Annotated in this window: 21 protein-coding genes and 3 pseudogenes; 6 read left to right on the top strand and 18 right to left on the bottom strand. The window is 61.0% G+C overall.

The features are described 5' to 3' along the window. The first annotated feature begins 3 nt into the window (after positions 1-3). The 3 genes from E4K65_RS36795 to E4K65_RS49590 all read left to right on the top strand — a co-directional run bounded on the left by E4K65_RS36795 (position 4) and on the right by E4K65_RS49590 (position 1,557). Positions 4-936, top strand: a complete 933-nt coding sequence (locus tag E4K65_RS36795; RefSeq protein ID WP_135178263.1) for a LysR family transcriptional regulator — start codon at positions 4-6, stop codon at positions 934-936. Continuing rightward, entirely contained in the window at positions 882-1,217 is a 336-nt protein-coding gene (locus tag E4K65_RS36800) for a winged helix DNA-binding protein (protein ID WP_209312125.1), read from the top strand. The genes E4K65_RS36795 and E4K65_RS36800 overlap by 55 nt, the downstream gene beginning before the upstream one ends. Before the next feature lie 211 nt (positions 1,218-1,428). After that, a complete protein-coding gene (locus tag E4K65_RS49590; RefSeq protein WP_283813919.1) occupies positions 1,429-1,557 on the top strand; it encodes a hypothetical protein in 129 nt (42 codons plus the stop codon). A gap of 326 nt (positions 1,558-1,883) precedes the next feature. Here E4K65_RS49590 and E4K65_RS36805 read toward each other — a convergent pair whose 3' ends face one another. The 12 genes from E4K65_RS36805 to E4K65_RS36860 form a co-directional block, all read right to left on the bottom strand. Next, complete coding sequence (locus E4K65_RS36805; protein WP_135178264.1) at positions 1,884-2,927, bottom strand: Gfo/Idh/MocA family protein; 1,044 nt, start codon at positions 2,925-2,927, stop codon at positions 1,884-1,886. Positions 2,928-2,933: 6 nt separating this feature from the next. Continuing rightward, positions 2,934-3,383 carry a type II 3-dehydroquinate dehydratase gene (gene aroQ / locus E4K65_RS36810; RefSeq protein WP_135178265.1) on the bottom strand — a complete coding sequence of 150 codons (450 nt, stop codon included), beginning with the start codon at positions 3,381-3,383 and terminating at the stop codon, positions 2,934-2,936. Between the two features lie 13 nt (positions 3,384-3,396). After that, positions 3,397-4,143, bottom strand: coding sequence for an amino acid ABC transporter ATP-binding protein (locus E4K65_RS36815; RefSeq protein WP_135178266.1), 747 nt, complete (start codon positions 4,141-4,143; stop codon positions 3,397-3,399). Positions 4,144-4,204: 61 nt separating this feature from the next. Then, positions 4,205-5,032, bottom strand: a complete 828-nt coding sequence (locus E4K65_RS36820) for a transporter substrate-binding domain-containing protein (protein ID WP_135178267.1) — start codon at positions 5,030-5,032, stop codon at positions 4,205-4,207. 51 nt (positions 5,033-5,083) lie between these two features. After that, positions 5,084-5,740, bottom strand: a complete 657-nt coding sequence (locus tag E4K65_RS36825; protein WP_135178268.1) for an amino acid ABC transporter permease — start codon at positions 5,738-5,740, stop codon at positions 5,084-5,086. Between the two features lie 10 nt (positions 5,741-5,750). Further along, entirely contained in the window at positions 5,751-6,419 is a 669-nt protein-coding gene (locus E4K65_RS36830; RefSeq protein ID WP_135178269.1) for an amino acid ABC transporter permease, read from the bottom strand. 51 nt (positions 6,420-6,470) lie between these two features. Then, positions 6,471-7,325 carry a shikimate dehydrogenase gene (locus tag E4K65_RS36835; RefSeq protein WP_135178270.1) on the bottom strand — a complete coding sequence of 285 codons (855 nt, stop codon included), beginning with the start codon at positions 7,323-7,325 and terminating at the stop codon, positions 6,471-6,473. Between the two features lie 15 nt (positions 7,326-7,340). Then, positions 7,341-8,168 carry a shikimate dehydrogenase gene (gene aroE / locus E4K65_RS36840; protein WP_135178271.1) on the bottom strand — a complete coding sequence of 276 codons (828 nt, stop codon included), beginning with the start codon at positions 8,166-8,168 and terminating at the stop codon, positions 7,341-7,343. Positions 8,169-8,171: 3 nt separating this feature from the next. After that, on the bottom strand, positions 8,172-9,413 hold the full coding sequence (locus E4K65_RS36845) for a CaiB/BaiF CoA transferase family protein (RefSeq protein ID WP_167771447.1): 1,242 nt from the start codon (positions 9,411-9,413) through the stop codon (positions 8,172-8,174). Continuing rightward, positions 9,410-9,880, bottom strand: a complete 471-nt coding sequence (locus E4K65_RS36850; protein WP_135178272.1) for a MaoC family dehydratase — start codon at positions 9,878-9,880, stop codon at positions 9,410-9,412. The genes E4K65_RS36845 and E4K65_RS36850 overlap by 4 nt, the downstream gene beginning before the upstream one ends. Before the next feature lie 12 nt (positions 9,881-9,892). Beyond that, positions 9,893-10,279, bottom strand: coding sequence for a VOC family protein (locus E4K65_RS36855; protein WP_135178273.1), 387 nt, complete (start codon positions 10,277-10,279; stop codon positions 9,893-9,895). A gap of 4 nt (positions 10,280-10,283) precedes the next feature. Next, a complete protein-coding gene (locus tag E4K65_RS36860; RefSeq protein WP_135178274.1) occupies positions 10,284-11,228 on the bottom strand; it encodes a ketopantoate reductase family protein in 945 nt (314 codons plus the stop codon). 102 nt (positions 11,229-11,330) lie between these two features. Here E4K65_RS36860 and E4K65_RS36865 point away from each other — a divergent pair, with 102 nt between their 5' ends. Then, positions 11,331-12,284: a LysR family transcriptional regulator gene (locus tag E4K65_RS36865; protein WP_135178275.1), complete on the top strand. Its 954-nt coding sequence runs from the start codon at positions 11,331-11,333 to the stop codon at positions 12,282-12,284. A gap of 241 nt (positions 12,285-12,525) precedes the next feature. Further along, positions 12,526-12,837, top strand: a pseudogene (locus tag E4K65_RS49030) (FAD-binding oxidoreductase); the annotation flags it as partial. On the opposite strand, the pseudogene E4K65_RS50085 reads toward E4K65_RS49030, so the two are convergent. After that, positions 12,816-13,212 (bottom strand): annotated as a pseudogene (locus E4K65_RS50085) (ISL3 family transposase); the annotation flags it as partial. The pseudogenes E4K65_RS49030 and E4K65_RS50085 overlap by 22 nt on opposite strands. 288 nt (positions 13,213-13,500) lie before the next feature. Here E4K65_RS50085 and E4K65_RS36880 point away from each other — a divergent pair. Continuing rightward, complete coding sequence (locus E4K65_RS36880; RefSeq protein WP_135178276.1) at positions 13,501-13,713, top strand: hypothetical protein; 213 nt, start codon at positions 13,501-13,503, stop codon at positions 13,711-13,713. 218 nt (positions 13,714-13,931) lie between these two features. Here the strand turns inward: E4K65_RS36880 and E4K65_RS36885 are convergent, their stop codons facing one another. The 5 genes and pseudogenes from E4K65_RS36885 to E4K65_RS36905 form a co-directional block, all read right to left on the bottom strand. Then, positions 13,932-14,408: a hypothetical protein gene (locus E4K65_RS36885; RefSeq protein ID WP_135178277.1), complete on the bottom strand. Its 477-nt coding sequence runs from the start codon at positions 14,406-14,408 to the stop codon at positions 13,932-13,934. 31 nt (positions 14,409-14,439) lie between these two features. Beyond that, entirely contained in the window at positions 14,440-15,624 is a 1,185-nt protein-coding gene (locus E4K65_RS36890) for an MFS transporter (protein WP_135178278.1), read from the bottom strand. A 92-nt stretch (positions 15,625-15,716) separates the two neighbouring features. Further along, positions 15,717-17,012: a cytochrome P450 gene (locus tag E4K65_RS36895; RefSeq protein WP_135178279.1), complete on the bottom strand. Its 1,296-nt coding sequence runs from the start codon at positions 17,010-17,012 to the stop codon at positions 15,717-15,719. 447 nt (positions 17,013-17,459) lie between these two features. Continuing rightward, positions 17,460-17,960, bottom strand: a complete 501-nt coding sequence (locus E4K65_RS36900; RefSeq protein WP_235885888.1) for a glycosyltransferase family protein — start codon at positions 17,958-17,960, stop codon at positions 17,460-17,462. Next, a pseudogene (locus tag E4K65_RS36905) lies at positions 17,948-19,457 on the bottom strand (glucan biosynthesis protein G). Before E4K65_RS36905 ends, E4K65_RS36900 begins: the two are co-directional and overlap by 13 nt. Positions 19,458-19,580 lie beyond the last annotated feature (123 nt).

Here is a 19,580-nt window from a genome sequence, read left to right on the forward strand (position 1 = left end):
GCCATGAACGCAGAACTGCTCGACCTCAAGGCGTTCATTACCGTCGCGGAGACTGGAAGCTTTGTCCGCACCGCCAAGGCGCTGAACCTGTCGCAACCGGCGCTCAGCCGACGCATTCAGAAGCTGGAAGAAAGCCTCGGTGCGCCGTTGCTCGAACGCTCGACGCGTCACGTCAATCTCACCATGACCGGCCGCGACTTTCTGCCGAAGGTGCGCCGTCTCATCGACGAGTTCGAGACCTCGGTGCTCGCCATCCATGATATCGGCGCGCGAAGTTCAGGCCTGGTCTCGGTTGCTGCGGTGCCGACGGCGGTGTTTTATTTCCTGCCGCGTGCGATCGGCCGGTTTGCCGAGGCGTATCCGCGTATTCGCATCCGGGTTCTGGACATCGGGGCCAATGAGGGATTGGAAGCGGTCGCTCGCGGAGAAGCCGACTTCGGCATCAATTTCATCGGTGCTTCGCATGCCGAAATCGAATTCGAGAAACTGGTTGAAGATCCGTTCGTCCTGGCCTGCCGCCACGACCATCCGTTGGCATCGCGTAAACAGGTAAGCTGGTCGGAGATCGTGTCGCACCGGGTTATTACCGTCGGTCGCAACAGTGGCAACCGCGCGTTGATCGACAACGCGCTGGCGCGACACGGCCTGCAACTGAACTGGTCCTATGAAGTTGCTCACCTCTCCGGCTCGCTCGGTCTCGTCGAAGCGGGACTGGGCATCGCCGTACTGCCGAGGCTCGCGACGCCGGCCGCCGGCCATCCGATCATTCACACCGTCAGGTTGACCGAGCCGGAGGTGTCGCGGACGATCGGAATCGTGCGCAGGCGCGGGTCGACGCTATCCCCTCATGCCAGCCAGTTACTCAAGATGCTCCTCGAGGCATGGCGCTCTCCTTCACGGGCGACCAGTCGAGACAGGCCGCGGCAGCGCTCCTGAGGCTTCAATCGCTCGATGCCACGCGCAAGCTGGTGAAGGCCGGGCTGATCGAAACCGAGGGATCCTCGTCGCGCAAGGAAACGTGCTATCGCACGACCAAGATGGGCCGTTCCGTCACCGAAGCCTATGCGGACTTGCGCGCCGCGACGCTGCCGCCGATGCTGGAGGCACTCGACGGCAGGGCGGAAAAATCGGAATCCGCAGGCAGCCATCTTGAGCTGGTGGCGAGCATCTATGCCCAGGCGGCGCAAGTTGCGATCACGCGACGACATCAGCCTTAGCGGCCACGCTTACGCTGCTCGGCGCGAAGAGTTACGCTTCGGGACATGGTTAGCGGCCCCAAGAAACATCAGGACCTTCTCACCTTCGCCTGTGCGATCCACGTCACGTCCGCGCTCGACGGGATCGTGCTGAGACAGCCGGACCGGCAGTTCTGATTTTTCCGATGCGGTGGCGGCGACCAACGCGGCACCTCCAGCAGGGGAGAGAATCATGGGACATCCAAAATCGACGCTCGCACTGGCTGCGAGCCTGATGGGCGGCGCGGCAAGCGTATCGGCGGGCTGGGGCGAGTTGTCCGATTTGTTCGCTGCACTACGCCAATTTGCGACAGCCGCCTGACGGGACCTGCTCGAGTGGGCCTGCGCGATGTATGTTGTGCTGGAAGCTAAGAAAGCCGCAACATGTTCGATGAAACACCACGCCTTTAGTTCATTCTCTATGCGGCTTCCGAACTCCGTTTCCAAACGGCCCCGAAGACTGCGGGCGAGTTATCTTACCAACTCAACAGCTTGTGCTGGCTGGGGCGGGAGGAATCGAACCTCCGAATGGCGGAATCAAAACCAGCTTGATTATTCAATGATTTCAAAGCGCGCTTGGAAAGAAGCGCAGAATTCTGCCCTGGTAATATCAATAGCTTGGCGGTTGTTTCCAAATGAAAAGGGAGCTTACGAACTTCGGACCGATATGAAATCTCCGGTTTCCGCCGCGCGTTTGACCGCGTCGATCACTGTGAGGGTTTTCAGCCCTTCGCGCCCGCTCACCACAGGATCGACCGTACCGCGGATGACTCCGCAGAAATTGGCGATCTGCAGAGCAAGCGGGTCTTCGTTCTCGTAGCTCAGCCGCTCGCGCTCAATCGGCGCCCACCAGCTGGCCTTGCTAGGATGATGCCATAGATCGAGTTGCGGAATAGCCAGCGATGCCCTCGTGCCGCCGATCTGGTAGCAACTCTCCTGCGTATGACCGTAGGCCGAGTTCTCTCCGGCGGTGAATTCCCAGCTCCAAGGCGACTGGATGGTATCGGAGACATTGACCGTTCCCAACGCGCCGGAGGCGAAGTGCAGAAGGATCACCGCCGTCTCTTCAACCTCATTTCCACGCAGCCGATTGGATTGGGCAGCTTGTACCGCCACGATATCCCCACAGAGGTACCGTAGCAGGTCGACATCGTGGATGAGATTCAGGAAAACAGGACCCGCCCCTTTCTCGCGACGCCAGGCCACATCGAAATAGTCGTCCGGCTTGATCAGCCAGAACATGCCATGCACCGACACGATCTGACCCAGCCGGCCCCTATCGATCTCCGCCTTGGCGCGCTGGATCATCGGGTTGTGGCGGCGATGATGGCCTGTGAGCAGCGGCACGCCCGCCCGCTCGGAAGCTTCGACCAGGGCATGTGCAGCGACGACGTCATCCGCTAACGGCTTCTCGATGAGCGCTGGGATGCGAGCCGCGACACAATCCATGCCGTTGGCCACGTGCATCTGGTTGGGGGTGGCGACAACCACCCCTTCCGGTCGATTTCCGGAGAGCATGTCCTGAAAGGACGGAAACCAATCTACCTTCAGCGAAACCGCCAACTCTCGTGCCGCAGGCGCCGGATCGACGATCGACGACAGCATCGCCTCAGGCCACGCGAGAATGTGCTCGATATGTCGCTTGCCGATGAGACCCGCTCCCATCACCGACAGGCGGACGGCTGCACTCATGAGATGCTATCCCTTCTTCTCATCAAGCAGCTTGGCCACACGACGCAAGCCGAGCAGATAACCCTGCGTGCCAAAGCCTGCGATGACCCCATCAGCTCGTTTGGAGACAAACGAGTGGTGGCGGAATTCCTCGCGCTTGTGCACGTTGGAAATATGCACCTCGATCACGGTCCCCTCGAACGTGTTCAGCGCATCCAGGATGGCGACCGACGTATGGGTGAAAGCCGCCGGATTCATCACGATGCCGGCAGCCGTCTCACGTGCCTCGTGAATCCAATCGATCCACTCGTACTCTCGATTGGACTGATGAAAGCATAGCTCCAGTCCGAGTTCCCCAGCCAGCACTCGACAATCCCGCTCCACGTCTGCAAGCGTTTCGTGACCGTAGATGTGGGGTTGGCGCTTGCCAAGCAAATTGAGATTTGGCCCGTTGAGGACGTAGACAAGACGACTCATGAATAACCTCCGTTCAGTGATGGGCAAGGATCTCGCCAAGGAACTGTCTGGTGCGGGCATGCTGTGGATTGCGGAAGAACGCCTCGGGCGCGCCTTCTTCGATGATCTGGCCTTCAGCCATGAAGATCACACGATCGGCAACCTGGCGAGCAAAGCCCATCTCATGGGTGACGCAAATCATGGTCATGCCGTCGTTGGCGAGGCCGATCATCGTATCGAGCACCTCCTTGACCATCTCAGGATCGAGTGCCGAGGTCGGTTCGTCAAACAGCATGACCTTGGGCTGCATGCAGAGCGCACGCGCGATCGCGACGCGCTGTTGCTGACCGCCCGAAAGCTGAGCCGGATACTTCTCAGCCTGGTCACCGATGCGCACGCGCTCGAGGTATTTTCGCGCAATCGCCTCCGCCTCGGTCTTTCCGATGCGGCGCGCGCGGATGGGCGCGAGCATGCAGTTCTGCAAGACTGTCATATGCGGAAAGAGATTGAAGCTCTGAAAGACCATGCCGACGTCCTGACGTACGACATCGATAGCCTTGACGCTGTCGTCAAGCCGATGACCGTTCATCACGATGCTGCCCTGCTGGATCGGCTCGAGGCGGTTGATACAGCGGATCAGCGTCGATTTGCCCGACCCGGACGGACCGCAGAGCACGATCTTCTCGCCCCTCCGCACGGTGAGATCGACGTCGCGGAGAGCCTGGTACCCGCCATACCATTTCTGCACGCCCTTCATTTCGATCAGGATATTGTCCTGCATGGATTCGGCTCCGCTATCGGACGGCGGCCGACGCGAATCGTGCGTCGGCCGCTCGCAGTGGCTACTGAACTGTGAAGGGAACGCCGGGGACCGAGTCCGGGAAGATCGGCACGGGCGCCTTCATCCACTTGGCGTAGAAGCTGGCCAACTTGCCGTTCGACTTGATCTGGTCGATGAACTTATTGGCCGTTTCGTTCCACTCCTTGTCTCCGAGGCGGGTGCAGGCCCCGTTATACAGCGCGGTGAAGTGAAGCTTGGGCTCGAACCCAAGTTCGGGCTTTGCGGCGTTCAGACGCTGCGGGTAGAAGCTGTTTGCGCCGACAGCCTGCACCTGACCGGAGAGCAGCGCCTGGATCGTGGCCGCATCATCATCAAACCTGCGGATCTCCGTGCCTGCCGGAGCACTATTTGTGACCTGGGTATCCTGTGTGGAGGACCTCGGAACGCCGATGACGTACTTGCCCATATCGGCATTGCTGTTGATCGGGGTCGCCTGGGCAGCGACAAGCGTGATCTCGTTGGCGACATACGGCTTCGAATACTGCACCGCCTTTGCACGCTCCGGCAGCATGGCCATGGTTGCGAACAGAATGTCTACGCGACCTGTGGTCAGCGCCGGAATACGATTGGCCACCGCCAGCGGGACGAACTCGGCCTTTACGCCGAGATATTCAGCGAAGGCGCGCCCCAAATCGGCATCGATGCCATCCTGCTTCCCCGAGCTATCGACATAGCCCCAGGGAGGATTGTCGCCCTGAATACCGATGACGACGACGCCCTTCTTCTTCACGTCTTCCAACGTGCCGGCCTGCGATTTGCCTGCGACGGCGATAGCCACCAATGCCAGCAGTGCGACCCCGAGCTGGCGACGGTTGGGTGAAAACAACATGAGTATCTCCTCCTGGTGATGGCTGTTTGTGATTGAGTAGGTGCGCCGTTCCTACCTTTGACTGGCCAGAGCGAGCCTGGCCTCCATCCGGCTGCCCCACCACGACAGTGGCCAGCAGAGGATGAAATACATCGCGCCGACAACGCCGAAGACGAGCAACGGCTGGAAGGTCTGGTTCGATACGATTTGACCGGCGCGGGCGAGTTCGATGAAGCCGACGATGGCGGCGAGCGACGTGCCCTTGATGAGCTGCACGAGATAGCCGATGGTCGCCGGCAGCGAGATGCGGATTGCCTGCGGCAGCACGATGTCGCGCATGCGGGACGAATAGTGCAGTCCAAGCGCCATCGCCGCCTCGGTCTGGCCACGCGGCACCGCCTGGATCGCTCCGCGCCAAATCTCACCCAGGAACGCGGAGGCATTCACGGTGAAGCCGATCGCCACCGCGACGAACGCGTCGAGCTTCAGCCCGGTTAGCGCCAATCCGTAGTACACGACGAAAAGCTGCAGCAGCAGCGGAGTGCCCTGGAATATCCCGATGTAGATGCGGGTGATCCATTCCACGCCCTTGTGACCACAGGTGCGCAGCAATGCGACGGCGAGCCCCGCCGTGCAGCCGCCTGCGAATGCGACCAGCGTGAGCAGCACCGTCCATTGCAGCCCACGCAGCAGGAAGCCGAACTCGGCAAGACCAAAATGCGGTGTCATGATCGCTCCCTCAGCGTGTCGGATATGAGAAGAAGCGGTGAGAGACGACCGCAAAGCCCAGCATCAGCAACCAGGAGATCGCGAGATAGAGGAAGGTGACGGAGAAATAGACCTCGAAGCTACGGAATGTGTCGCTTTCGATGCGCTGGGCAACCGACGTCAATTCGAAAGCCGATACCGCCGAACAGATCGACGAGGTCAGCGTCAGCATGATGAACTGACCCGTGAGCGAGGGGTAGATCGCGCGAAGCGCGGGCTTGAGCACGATGAACCGGAATACCTGTCCTTTGTGCAGGCCGAGCGCGTAGCCGGCCTCCACCTGTCCTTTATGAATGGACTGCACCCCGCCACGGATGATCTCGATGGCGTAGGCGCCGCCATTGACACCGAGTGCGATAATGGCGGTAGCGGTTGGATTGAGCTTCAATCCGGCAAGCGGCAGGGCGAAGAACAGAAAGAAAATCTGCACCAGGAAAGGTGTATTGCGCACGACCTCGACGAAACCGATCACGAGAGCACGTAACCATGCCGCCTTCGAATCGCGTGCCGCGACGCCGGCGACACCGATCACCATCGCAAGTGTCATGCCGGCAAGCGCCAGACCCATTGTACCCACGCACCCCCACAGCAGCGCGGGCATCGCATGCCAAACCACCGAGAAATCGAGCGTGTAGCCCATCTTGCGTTTCCTCTCGGGCGTTGTGCGTGCCGCTCGCCCATCGGCCAGGTGTCACCCTCCCAGGGATGCAAAAGTGGCGAAGAAGACGTCCGGATCAGGTGAGATGCCCGTGAACAGGCGAAATGCTTCGGTCCCCTGGAAGATCGCCATGCCTCCGCCATCGACGGTGCGGCAGCCGAGGGCACGCGCCGCGCCCAGCAGCGCGGTTTCCGGTGGGAAGTAGACGATCTCGGCGACCCACAGATCGGGGCGCAGCAAGGCCGTCGGCAGCGGCGTGCCCGGATACTTGTCCATGCCGATCGGCGTCGCGTTGACAATTCCGTCCGCGGCAGCCACCGCCGCTGCGACATCCTGGCCGACTTTTAAGCGCCCTTCTACGAATCGAGGGGACAAACCGTCGACCACATTTTGCGCCTTGGCCAAGTCGACATCCATAATAGTCAGCTCCCGCACGCCGAGCTTCATGAGCGCGAAAGCAACCGCCGATCCTGCGCCGCCGGCGCCGAATTGGACGACACGACCGAGCGATGCACCCTGCTTGTTGCGGCGAAAGTTCTCGGCGAAGCCGAACCAGTCGGTGTTGTGGCCGATCATTCGACCGTTTCTGATGACTACGGTGTTCACGGCGCCAAGCGCGTCCGCGTCGGGCGAAAGCTCGTCCAGGAGGGGAAGGATCGCCTGCTTGCAGGGATGGGTCACGTTCAGCCCGTCAAAGCCCATCCGCTTTGCCGCCGTCAGCAATTCCGGCAGCGCCTGGGCACCAAGTTTCAACTCGGTCAGGTCAATCTTCTTGTAGAGATAGCGGATGCCAGCGGCGTCGGCGGCCGCTTCATGCATGGGCGGGGTGCGGGACGCGGCGATGCCGCTGCCAATTAGGCCGACGAGAAAGCTGGGCTTTTGATGCATGCTCGGTTTCGCCCGTCAACTCAAAGGGACAGTCAGCTCGGCGATGACTCGCGCCGTGTCTGGTCGAACGCCGCGCCACCAGGCAAAAGCTTCCGCCGCCTGCTCGACCAGCATGCCGACGCCGTCGGCAAGCTTGGCTACGCCTTCGGCGCGGGCCGCCTGCAAGAACGGAGTCAATCCTTTGCCGTAGGCGAGCTCGTATGCCAGCTCCGCACCGCGGAAGACATTGCCTGGAAGCGGCGGCATTTCACCTCGCAGGCTGGCGGATGTCGCGTTGACCACGACGTCGTAGCCCTCGGCGAGATCGGCCAGTTCGGCATAGCCGCTGACGATCAGGGGACCGCAACCGGCAAATTCTTCAGCCAATTTCACCGCTTTCGACAGCGTTCGGTTGACGAGAACCAGCTCCGACGGTTCCCCGCGCAGGAACGGCAGCAGCGCGCCGCGCGCCGCTCCTCCGGCGCCGAGCATCAGGACGCGGCGGCCGGCCATCTTGAGGCCGAGATTGACGGTGATGTCCCGCACGAGGCCGATGCCGTCGAAATTCTCGGCAATGATCCGATCGCCGTCGAACTTCAGGCAGTTTGCAGCGCCTGCTCGTTTGGCGCTCTCTGAAAGCTCGGTTGCGTAGGCGAAAGCATCAAGCTTGAACGGAGCGGTGATGTTCAGCCCCTTGGCGCCCTCAGCACGGAATTGATCGACCCGTCCCTTGAAGCCATTGAGTGGCGCCTCGATCGCCTCGTAGACGAGGTCCTGTCCCGTCATTTTGGCGAAAGTGCCATGGATGAGGGGCGATTTGCTGAAGCCGATCGGATTGCCAATTACCGCGTAACGATCGCTCATGGCTCACTCCTGCACGGCGGCTTCGTTGTAGAGGACGCCGTCGCGCACCATCGCCTCGACGAGCTCGGCCGACAGTCCCAGCGAGGCGGCGATGCGGCGATTATCCTGACCGAGCAGCGGCGCGGGAGCGCGCACCGTGGTGTCGCAATCGGAGAAGCGGAACGGCAGATTAGGCAGCGTCACCTTGCCGAGCACGGGATGTTCCTGCTCGACCAGCATGCCACGCGCACGGATCTGCGGATCTTTCACGACTTCTTCGATGGTCTGCACAGGAGCCGACGGCACACCTGCTTCCTCAAGTGCCGCAAGGCAAGCATCCCGACACGGCTGCGACAGAGTCCAGGTGCGCACAATCTCCATGGCTTCGGCATAATGGGCGTTGCGCGCGGCAGGCGCGGTGAAGCGTTCGTCGGATGCCAACCTGTCTCCCCCGATCAGGCTCGCCAATCGCCGCCACGCATCGTCGACTTGCGCAGCGATGACAAGGTTGCCGTCCTTGGCTGGAAAGACCCCGTAGACGGTCGAGTCCGGCTGTCCGCTTCCAGTCTGCTTCGGCTGGTCGGTACCGCCGGAGAGGAAGTAACGCTGAACCGCATAGTCGTGCATCGAGACCATGCAGTCGTACAGCGCCAGATCGATATGCTGGCCGCGCCCGGACGACGCGCGGCCGACCAGCGCTGCATTGATGGCAGCCACACCATGAATGCCGGTATACATGTCAGCGAGCGGCATCCGCAGCAGCGGCGGCGCTTCGCCGGAATTGCCCAGTTGCGCCAGGGCGCCCGACATCGCCTCTGCGATCAGGCCGAAGCCCGGACGGTCGGCATAGGGACCGGTGTGACCATAGGCCGAAACCGAGCAGTAGATTAGTCTGGGATTGCGCGACGACAGAGCTTTGTAGCCGAGCCCGAGACGCTCAAGCGCGCCGGGGCGGTAGTTCTCGATGAAGACGTCCGCTGTGTCGACCAGCTTCATCATCATGTCGAGACCGCGCTTATCGCGCAGATCGATGCACAATCCCTGCTTGCCCATGTTCTGCTGCAGGAAGTAACCGGATTGTCCGTCCTTGAAATAGCCATGCGCGCGGCCCGCATCGCCCTGCTTCGGACGCTCCACCTTGATGACCTCAGCGCCCATCGCAGCTAAGCAACGGCCCATGAACGGGCCTGCCAGGAAATGGCTGTAGTCGATGACGCGAATGCCTCTCAGCGGCAAATCCTGGAGCGGCAGATCTTGCGCGGTCATGCCTGTTCTCCTGCGGCACTGGTCTTCGGGCGCATGGGAATCATCAGCCGGTGCTCGCCGAGCTGCACCACCTCGCTGCGCTGGTTGATCAGCTCCGATGGCAGCACCACGATGCCCCACCCTTCCCGCTTCGTAGCGCGCATTGAACCAACTCGGAACTTCACATGCACGGTGTCGCCAAGCTTGATCGGCAGCTTGAAATCCCACGTCCAGCCCAGCGACATTCCCGGAAGGAAACGGTACTCGGCACGGGTCTTCAAACCGTCGGCCAGGGACAGACCAAAAAGCCCGTGCGCGACACGCGTGCCGAAGGGTGTGGTCTTGGCGTATTCCTCGTCGACATGAACAGGCGTGAAATCGCCCGTCAGTTCGGCATAGGCATTCACCATCGCTTCGGTGACCGTCACCGAAGGGGTGACGCATTCGTCACCGACCTTGGCATCGTCCCAGTAGCGCTCATCGGTCATATCGCGTGTTCCTTAGGCCCGTGGATTGATCGCCAGCGCGGCTTCCACGGCGCCTGCGCTGGCTTGCAGGATTTCGACGTTCAGCCCGCCCGGCAGTTCGAGCCAGTTCGGACCAGCGGGCAGCGCCTTGGCGCCCCAGGCGGCGGCGCGGGCGAGCACACCTTCGTAATCGTCGACCATGATGCCGAGATGGGCGAGACGCCCGTCCGGTCCGGTAAAATTCGGATCCTCGATGAGTTGCACGCTTCCGAGCACCCACACCTGACGCGGGCGTGAACCATCGGCGGGTTGCTCGTCGCGAATTGCGAGACCAAGCACCTCACGAAAGAAATCGACGTGATGATCGACGTCCGACACGCGGATCGCGACGTGTTCGACATAAGCGCGGGGCAACGACATTGTCTCAGGCCTTTCCTGGATAATCGCTGCGGGCGTATTCGAGCCCTTTGACCAACGCGACGAGGGTGGAATTGACGGGGGTCGGCACATTGAGCTTGGCGCCCCAACGCACGACGGAGCCGTGGATGTAGTCGACCTCGGTCAGATTGCCGGACTGCAAGCTCTGCAACATCGACGTTTTGAACTCAGGCGGCAGTCCGGCCGACGCCATCGTCCACGCAAGGCGCGGATCGGCAATCGAGATCTTCACGCCGGCAGCTTGCGCCACCGCGATACCCTCCGAGATTGCGGCCAGCGCGCAATCTTCCAGGATCGGCAGCGAATAGAGACCGCCGTAAGTGAGCCCGGTCACGGCGGTGATTCCGCCGCCGGCGACGTTGATGAAGAGCTTGTCCCACATCGTGCCCATGATGTTGTCGCTGAGTAGTGTGAGAATTCCGGCACGATTGAAAGTCTCGGAAATTCGCTGTGCGCGTTCGGTCAGGCGTCCATCGAGCTCGCCGACGATGGTTTCCTTGCCGACCACTCCGGAGCGAACATGACCGAGGCCCAGCAGCACGCCGCCAACATAGGTCTTTCCTGCCATGACCCTGTTACGCCCAACTTCCTCCGAAAGGATGTCTTCGTGGCCAAGGCCGTTTTGCAGCGACATCACGACCGTCTGCGGCCCGATGATCGGCGCGGCCGCCCGAATCGCATCCCGCGTGTGATAGGATTTGACGAGGACGATGACGAGGTCCGCCACGATGCCGACCTCCGTCGCGGAGGTACAGGCGGAGACCTTCACGACGGTCTCGGCGTCACCTTCAAGCATCCGCAGACCACCGGCATTGATCGCGTCGACATGAGCCTGAAACGGATCGATCAACCAGACCTCGGCACCACCGCGCGCAAGCGTGCCGCCGATGGTCGAGCCCAGGGCTCCTGCTCCGACAAAGCAGATCCTCATCCGAACGCTTCTCCCTCGCCCATTCTGGCGTTGGATGCGTGCTAGCAGGCCGCCCGGTATTTGGATATGATATGATTATTATAACCATTATTGCAGATCGCAATGAAGCACCGGGACCTCTCCGAGACGAACCTGCTGGAGCCGCGCCTGCTCCGGCTGTTTGACGCACTGTTCGCCACCGGCAGCGTCACCAAGGCAGCCGAGAAGCTCGGTCAAAGTCAGCCGACCATTTCGATCTGGCTGGCGCGCTTGCGAAAAGAACTGGACGATCCGCTCTTCATTCGGTCGGCTGAGGGAATGCTGCCGACCCCGCGCGCCGAGGCTCTCATCGGCACGGCCAGGCAGGCATTGGAGATGCTGCGGCGTCTGGCGGAGCTTCGTCCTGAGTTTGATCCGGCGACTGCCAAGCGTCGCTTCATCATCTGCATGACGGATGCGAGCCACATCACGCTGCTTCCGGCCATCCTCGCCTACGTTCGTCGTGTTGCTCCAGGCATCCGCATTGAGGCGGCGCAGATCGGCGGCGATACCCCACGGATGCTACAGTCTGGCGAGGCCGATCTGGCGCTCGGCTACATCTCGGACCTCGACGCCGGACACTTCCAGCAGGCCCTCTTTCCGCAGGATTGGGTCTGCCTGTCGAACGCAAAACATGCCCGGATCCGCGATCGCATCACAGCACGGGATTTCAGGCGGGAGGCGCACGTCCTCATTCGCTCCGGCACTGGACACCAGTTGCTCGCGGACGCGGTACGGGAGCAGCGAATGGTGCTTGACGTTGCGCTCGAGCTACCCGGCTTTTTGGGACTACCCGCAATTGTCGGGACGACTGACCTGATCGCCACCCTTCCAAGGCACATCGGCGAAACGTTGGCTCACTATTACGGACTGCGCGTGCTCGACTGCCCGCTCGCGATCGCCGGCTTTACCGTGAAGCAATATTGGCATGCCCGCTTCCATCACGATCCGGCAAGTCAATGGTTGCGTGACGTATGCTGTGAACTTTTTCAACAGCGGGAAGTGCGGGGCCTACATCGTTCCGGTCGGCCAAAATAAACGAAGGCCGACCGCGGCACACCATTTCGAAACTGGATACGATCGGCTGTCTGGCAAGTCGCCGACTGGCTCCTCTGAAGCCCGAAAAGGCTCGTGATGAAGACGTTCAATACGAGCCGCAGCGACGCAAACTGCCGACAATCGCAGCATTTCAGCATTGCTTCCTTCTCAATCGGCCTCGAACGGCAAGCAATGCCGTACAAACGCGCAAAGTTGATCCGACGCCAATCGGAGCTGAAGCATGTCCTACTCAATACAGGTTCGAGCCTTTCGCGACCTTCTGGACGATCGGGGCGTCGTTGACGAGCCGGGGCGGATCGCGGCCTACACAACGGATCAACGTCGGCACTTGACGGGCTCGACGTTTGCCGTGCTGAAGCCGACGACGACGAAGCAGGTCGCCGACATCGTGGGGCTCGCGGCGCACCACGGAATAGGAATTGTTCCGCAGGGCGGCAACACCAGCTACTGCGGCGGTGCGACGCCCGACGCGTCCGGACGCCAAATCATCGTGAGCCTCGAGCGGTTGGACAGGATTCGCGAAGCATCAGCCAGCATAGGAACGTTTTGTTCGATGACGGCAAGCGTGACGGTCCCGGCCTTGGTCAGGTGGTCGCGCTTCGTCGCCATCAGCTGCGCTATCGTCCTGGCGGCGGGGACCTTCTGCAATTGTTGATGGCTGATAGTCTCGGAACGACCGCCGTCGCGTCGCCCATTCCGCCACCACGCGCAGCGATCCCTTGAAGCCTTGTCCCTTCAAACGGCGCCAGAGTTCGGCACCGTTGCGACAGCCGCCTGACCACTGCGCGTCCAGGAACGGCAGATGCCCGTCCAGGGTGCTTTGACGGGTGCGGAACATATCCGTACCGCCGCCGCAGCTAATTTGGCGAACCAGATTGCGACTATGTCCTGTGCGGCGGACGATCTGCGAAGATCCGCCGGCGGCAATGCGGCACCTCACATGTGAAGCGCCGCGTGAGCAATCGGAGGCGCACCTTTCTGCCCGCTGATGGCAAATCGGCCACGTGCCGGATGTAACGGCTATGGATTCCAACCGACGTATGTCCCAAGTGAAACATCATTGAGCGTTCAAAGGCCCTAGTCCCCTAGCCCCGGACCGGGCCTTTCCGTTTGTGCTCAGCACAGATGCGCCATACGATTTGCATGTTTCATCGAATCAAATTGAGCCGTTTCTTCACTTATAAGGACGTCATTCATGACCAAGGAAAATTGCCTGATCGTCCACGTTGCTGGAAGGCAGTTGGATTTGCTACGCGGAGAAGCTTCCCGAATTGCAAAGGAAAGTAAGATCGATTGGTGGATCGACCGCGCAGACATTGGCGCGCGCTTTTGCTTTGAGGATGCGAAGGCGAAGGAGGCTTTCGCATTGACCTGCGACAACTTCGGCATTCCGTGCCGTGACGGATAGCATTATAAAGACCCGCCAGCGTGGACCAGCGGCAACTTACCCTTAACTTTTTCTAGATTGACGAGCGAGGAACGAAGCCCTCCAGATCGGCTCGAGAGTCTTTCTGGCTCGCCGCCCGAGCTGGCGGAGCGGCCCCGGTCTACGGTCAGGCGCTTGCATGAGGCGGGTCCGGCTTTCCCGCGACAGCTGACCTGTCCACACCCACGAGGCGCAGTACCTCAGCGCACATCCGATCCCCTACGCAGCCCGGGAGCGCTCGAGGCGGCGGCCGGGCGCCAGTCGCTGATGAAATCGGCGCGCCTGGCCTGAGCTTCCAGCACTTTGACCATGGTGTCGATCTGCTCCTGCGACAGCCGCCGCTCCGGTTCGACCGCAGTCCAAGGGGTTAGGCCGTCGTCGCGCCGGCAGACGTAGCCGCCGAATTCCTTTGCGATCCCTTCCAGGATGGCAGGCCCGGAGCCCGCAGCGCCGATCATCACGAGTGCATATCCGTCGCCGTCAATCTCTCCGGCAAAGAGCCACATCGTATGCTTAAAGTTCGACCGTCCCTTGATGGCAAAGCACAGGGCTTTTGCGGTGTCGGTCGATTCAATTATTTCGGTCTCACCGGCGGCAAGTCCTCGCCCCCGGAGCGCGGTAGCGATGTCCTCGGAGGAGCGGTGTCCGAAAAGGAGCGCCTTTGCTCTGCTATGCATGGTTTCCATATCAATCCTTGGCGGTTCGGGGCTATTTGAGCTGCTCTACCGGAAAGCTCCTGTTGACACCACTCGACCCGCGGGCGAGCGCAACGAACAGGCCTAGAATCGGAATTGAGACTAGCATCGCAATGGCGGCCGCATCGAAAGTAACGACGGCCGTCGCGATCGAACGGGCAAGCGCTCCCTGCAATATAGGGAACCCGAGCATGACAGAATAAGAGACCGAATAGAATATGCCCATTCCGATGGCTCGGGACCGGACGTCCATAACTCGGGCCGGCAGGGTCATCATCGCTCCTCCGGGCAGGCCGGAGATTATCCCGATCATGACAAACAGCGCCGTGCTGGCGTCGACGCGCGGCACCGCCGCCAAGGCGGCCGCCGCGGCGAGCAGGGCGAGCACGATCAAGGTGCCCGGACCTGGAAGTCGCGAAGCGAGAACGCCGCCGGCCGGAATGGACAGCAACGACATCCAAAGGACGATGCTGACGCACGAGGCAGCGGCGTTGGCCGAATAGCCTTTCTCCACCAATAGAACAGGACCGAACGTGAATACAGTGGCAAAAGCGGAGTTGGCCAGTCCCCAGAGGGTGCCTGCGACGCAGACCGCGAGGAGAACGGCACCTCGCGGAAAAGACTCGGATGCCTCCGCCGCGCGCCGCTCCGATGGGGGGATGAACAGCAGAGCTGAAAGCAGGGCAAAGCCAGCAATCAATGCCAGAAAAAAGCGGGTCGACGGCAATCCGAATGACTGGGCCATCGAGGGAAGCAAGACAAGCGATAAGGCAATCCCGCAGGGCCATGCGTTAACGAAGTTCGCCATTGCAAGTGCCATCTGTTTCCCGGTGAAGCGATCGGCAATGATCTTGGTCGCGGCAACCGTCATTACGATCCCGCCTGTCCCCGCGAGTAACCTTCCACTCAGATAAGCGACCCAGCTTCCATGGATCTCGATCACGCCCCCGCACATCATGAGGGCAAGACTAGCAAGCAAAGTTCTGCGATCGCCGAATTTCGACGCTATCATCCCTCCCGGAAGACAAACCGCGATTCCGGGAGCAAGATAGGCTCCCAACAAAAGACCCATCCGGCCGTAGTCGATACCGTCGGCCCTGAGCAGGGGAGCAAGCGCGCCGACGCTTTCGAACTGCATCCCCATCACGCAGCGCGCAAGGAAGAGTGACAGAAGAACCAGCCACTTCTTGTCATTCAAATCTGCCTCCTGAGAGAACGGACCTTGGGACGCGGCCCCGCCAGCACCACAGCTCTTGAGGCCGCTTCCGATCGATCACGAGCAATTTCGGGTTACCAGCTTGCCGGCAGGACGCGCGGACCGCGGATGACAAAATTCGGCTTCCAGGCAGGGTTCTCGACGTCGTCAATCTGCAGACGGGGAAGTCGGCGGAGCAAGGTGGTGACAGCAATCTCCGTCTGCAGTCGCGCTAGCTGGGCACCGAGACAAAAATGGATGCCACCACCGAAGGACAGTGGCTTGCTATTCCGTCGCGTGATGTCGAACTCGTCAGGGCGATCGGGGTAGACCGCGGCATCGCGGTTCGCCGACGCCAACAGACACACGATGTTGTCGCCCTTGGCTATCCTCTTGTCGGCCAACTCCATGTCTTCAAGCGCAACCCGGCCTGTGAATTGGATCGAAGGTTCGTAACGGAGGAACTCGTCGATGGCGTTATGAATTAGCCCCGGATCGGTCCGGAGCAGCGCCATCTGATCGGGATTGCGATGGAGTGTTATCAGGCTGTTTCCGATCAGATTTATGGTTGTCTCGTGACCAGCGACAAACAGCAGCATGATGCTCGCCGTGAGCTCCTCATTGGTCAGCCTATTGCCGTCCTCCTCGGCCATGACGAGTTGGGTGGTCAGGTCGTTGCCAGGCCGGCGGCGGCACTGCTCGTAGAGACGCTCGAAATAGTCGCGTACGGACTTCACCCGGGAGTTTGCAGCGGCGATCTCTTCCGGCGTGAACGCTGCCGATTCCAGAACCCTCACGCTGTCTTCGGAGACGGCATGGAAAAATCCGCGCTCATCATCCGGAATGCCCAGCATGTCGCAGATGATGGTCACCGGGGGATGGTAGGCGAATTCGGATACCAGATCCATCTTCCCCCGGTCGACCACGGCGTCCAACGCCTGATCGACCACCTGTTGGATGCGCGGCCTCATAGCCTCGACTTGTCGTGCCGTAAACGCCTTGACCACCAGATTGCGTAACCGCGTGTGATGAGGCGGGTCGGAAAGCAACATGGTCTTTGACATGTGGTCGAAGAGCGGTTCCCGAACGACCTCGCTGCCGTATCGCTTCGCGCTCCGCTCGACAAAAGCCTTGCCGAACCGTCGATCCTTTAGGACCGTTCCAACGTCGGCATGCCTGCTCACGACGTATGCACCAATCGGCGCAAAATGGACCGGATCGAGCGCGCGCAACTTCGCGTAGTGCGGGTATGGATCCCGGATGAAGTCGGAAGCAAAAGGGTTGAAGACGTAGCGAGACGCGTCCACCGGAGACTGATCGCCAGCCGCGTCTGCGGGACCTGGAGATGCTTCAGCAAAGCCTTCGGCAGAAGTGACTGCACTTCCTTCCATTGGTCCATCCTCGCAACTGCTGTTGCGCTAATGCAACCAAAAATTGCTCAAGGATTCAATGCCCTTTTCGTTGGTAAGGTGAACCCTTGGGAGTGATCTGCCGTTAAGGTTCTCAAGATTCCGACCGGCTTGCCTGCGATGGCCGCCGTGTTTTCCTTTCAGCCCTGTTCGACCGTCCATGAACCCGACCATATAATCAAATCGTTCGCGAGATAATTGGGAACAATGTGAACGGGGACGATCGGGCGGCGGCTTTGGCGCGTCTCTTGGCGCTCGTCAACGTCGCGATGGCGGACGCGGGCATCGCGGCCCGGTACTACAAATACACATACCAATTGTGGCGCCCTTCTAGGGATTAGGGAATACGACGACAGTTACTGGTACAACGGCACAGCGGTTTCTCATGCGCTTCACAAGCGCTGTGATCCATGGTGGGTACCACTAGGTTCACCAAGGAACTGACTGAGGCCGCTTCGGCGAGCATGACATCTCCAATCGGCAGAGCGCCGGTGGGTCCTCGTTATAGGTCGGCATCAGCATCGCCGTGCGCGCTGTGACAGCAGGGAGCGGGCCGGCGGGGTCGACCGGCAGGCCAGGCGTCCGGCGCATCAGCAGCACGAAAAACCCGGCGAGCGCGGACATGAAGGAGAAGACAACCCAGGCAAGCAGCACAAGGAAGAGACCGAGCAGCACCGCCTCGAGAACGGTCACACCACCGACTTTCACGACATCGTGCATGCCATAGCCGCCCGCCAGCATCAGCAGGATTGTGCCCAGGAAGATGAAGAGACGGCGAAACGTCGAAACGCGGGTCGAACCGGTCGGCGCCCGCCCGGGCATTGCCGTGCGGTCCAGCCGGCACGGCACCATCGATAGCGGGCTTTCCGGCGGCAGGAATCGGCGGCCGTCGGTGCGCCGCGGAGCCGGCGACTGGTTCAGGGCGTCCATCGATAAACCCACACCTCGGAGACCGGCGGCTCGTTCTGCGCCAGGAAGGCGCGCAGCTCGATGGCTGTCTGTCCCTTGACCGAGCATTGAAAGCTCAGACGCCACCCTCCTGTTGCCGGATTGGGTTGCGTCACGACGTTGCTGATCTCGGATTTTTCGGCGGTCACAACCCCTTTTATCGTTTTGGGATCGACGCTTTTGAGTTGCTCGCCCATCAGCTCCAGGACAAACAGTTTGCTGTCCTCGCCCCGGCTGCCGACCCCCGTTCGCATGAATCGCGCGAGCGCCTCGGGTTTCGGTGCATCCGGTCCCCAGTGCAGGCGATAGGTGAAGATATGCTCGCTCTTGGCCGCCAGCGGCTGCTTCGGTTGCCAGAACGCGGCGATGTTGTCGTGGACCTCCTCCTTGGTCGGGATCTCGAACAACTTCACGGCCCCTTCGCCCCAATCGCCCGATCGGCTCGAACCAGAGGCTTGGGCGCCGTTCGAAGCTGGATTCGAGATCCTGATAGGCGGCGAAATTCCTCTCCCGCTGCATCAGGCCGAAGCCCCCCGGTTTGAGGTCGGCGAAACTGCTCACCTGCAGATCGTGCGGATTGTTGAGCGGACGCCAGAGCTGCTCGCCTCTCCCGTTGAAGATCGCAAGTCCGTCGGAATCGTGAACCGCAGGGCGGAAGTCGTCGAAATCCTTGCGGTTCGTTTGGCCCGAAGAAGAACATGCTGGTCATCGGCGCGAGCCCGGCATGCTCCACGTCGCGCGGGTAGAGCGCCATCTCCACGTCGAAAACAGTGGTTTGCCCAGGTCGGATCGTGAAGCGGTAGCTCGCCGCGGCGCCCTTGCTGTCCAGCAGCGCATGCACCACGATCGAGGAGGCATTCGGCGCCGGCTTTTCCAGCCAGAACGCCTTGAAGAACGGGAACTCTTCGCCTTTGCTTTCGCCGGTGTCGATCGCCAGTCCGCGCGCGGACAGACCGTAGGTCTGCCCCTTCGCGACCGCCCGGAAGTAGCTTGCGCCGAGGAATACGCCGACTTCGTCGTAGTAGTCCGGTCTGTTGATCGGAGCGTGGATGCGGAATCCAGCAAAGCCAATGTTACCATCCGGCCATTGTCCGAGACCTTCGCCGAACGAGAAGTCCTCCCGGCGGTAGGGCACCGGCATGACGCTTCTGTTCACCACCTGGAAGATGTTCACCCGGTTCTTGTAGAAGAAGCCGCGGTGGAAAAATTGCACCTCGAACGGCAGCTTCTCGTCGCGCCACAGCGCCTTCTCCGGCGCAAAGCGAATGGACCGGTATTGGTCGTAGTTGAGATTTGTCAGCGCATCCGGCAGCTTCTCGTCGGGGGGCTCGAATGGCTTCGTCGCAAGAGTCCGGGCAAGCTCGCGGACAAGGAGGGGCTGAAGGGAGGGGTTGTGCCCGCCTCGGCCTCCGCTGCACGCGGCAGGATAGCGGCAGCTGAAACAGCCGCCGACGCGCGAAGAAGTTGCCGTCGATTCACGCTCGCGTCTCCCGTTGGAAAGGGAGGAGAAACGGTCCATGTTCCTCGGAGTTCCATTGTGCCGGTAGTCGGCACGAAGGTCGTCGGGGCATGGCAAGGCGCGAATGAATGAGGTCCGCGACT

The organism is Bradyrhizobium niftali (assembly GCF_004571025.1).
In the GTDB taxonomy this organism is placed as follows: Bacteria; Pseudomonadota; Alphaproteobacteria; order Rhizobiales; family Xanthobacteraceae; genus Bradyrhizobium; species Bradyrhizobium niftali.

Coding starts and splice junctions, on each gene's coding strand:
- E4K65_RS36795 (WP_135178263.1), top strand. CDS start 4: ATGAACGCAGAACTGCTCGACCTCAAGGCGTTCATTACCGTCGCGGAG.
- E4K65_RS36800 (WP_209312125.1), top strand. CDS start 882: ATGGCGCTCTCCTTCACGGGCGACCAGTCGAGACAGGCCGCGGCAGCG.
- E4K65_RS49590 (WP_283813919.1), top strand. CDS start 1,429: ATGGGACATCCAAAATCGACGCTCGCACTGGCTGCGAGCCTGATGGGC.
- E4K65_RS36805 (WP_135178264.1), bottom strand. CDS start 2,927: ATGAGTGCAGCCGTCCGCCTGTCGGTGATGGGAGCGGGTCTCATCGGC.
- aroQ (WP_135178265.1), bottom strand. CDS start 3,383: ATGAGTCGTCTTGTCTACGTCCTCAACGGGCCAAATCTCAATTTGCTT.
- E4K65_RS36815 (WP_135178266.1), bottom strand. CDS start 4,143: ATGCAGGACAATATCCTGATCGAAATGAAGGGCGTGCAGAAATGGTAT.
- E4K65_RS36820 (WP_135178267.1), bottom strand. CDS start 5,032: ATGTTGTTTTCACCCAACCGTCGCCAGCTCGGGGTCGCACTGCTGGCA.
- E4K65_RS36825 (WP_135178268.1), bottom strand. CDS start 5,740: ATGACACCGCATTTTGGTCTTGCCGAGTTCGGCTTCCTGCTGCGTGGG.
- E4K65_RS36830 (WP_135178269.1), bottom strand. CDS start 6,419: ATGGGCTACACGCTCGATTTCTCGGTGGTTTGGCATGCGATGCCCGCG.
- E4K65_RS36835 (WP_135178270.1), bottom strand. CDS start 7,325: ATGCATCAAAAGCCCAGCTTTCTCGTCGGCCTAATTGGCAGCGGCATC.
- aroE (WP_135178271.1), bottom strand. CDS start 8,168: ATGAGCGATCGTTACGCGGTAATTGGCAATCCGATCGGCTTCAGCAAA.
- E4K65_RS36845 (WP_167771447.1), bottom strand. CDS start 9,413: ATGACCGCGCAAGATCTGCCGCTCCAGGATTTGCCGCTGAGAGGCATT.
- E4K65_RS36850 (WP_135178272.1), bottom strand. CDS start 9,880: ATGACCGATGAGCGCTACTGGGACGATGCCAAGGTCGGTGACGAATGC.
- E4K65_RS36855 (WP_135178273.1), bottom strand. CDS start 10,279: ATGTCGTTGCCCCGCGCTTATGTCGAACACGTCGCGATCCGCGTGTCG.
- E4K65_RS36860 (WP_135178274.1), bottom strand. CDS start 11,228: ATGAGGATCTGCTTTGTCGGAGCAGGAGCCCTGGGCTCGACCATCGGC.
- E4K65_RS36865 (WP_135178275.1), top strand. CDS start 11,331: ATGAAGCACCGGGACCTCTCCGAGACGAACCTGCTGGAGCCGCGCCTG.
- E4K65_RS36880 (WP_135178276.1), top strand. CDS start 13,501: ATGACCAAGGAAAATTGCCTGATCGTCCACGTTGCTGGAAGGCAGTTG.
- E4K65_RS36885 (WP_135178277.1), bottom strand. CDS start 14,408: ATGCATAGCAGAGCAAAGGCGCTCCTTTTCGGACACCGCTCCTCCGAG.
- E4K65_RS36895 (WP_135178279.1), bottom strand. CDS start 17,012: ATGGAAGGAAGTGCAGTCACTTCTGCCGAAGGCTTTGCTGAAGCATCT.
- E4K65_RS36900 (WP_235885888.1), bottom strand. CDS start 17,960: ATGGACGCCCTGAACCAGTCGCCGGCTCCGCGGCGCACCGACGGCCGC.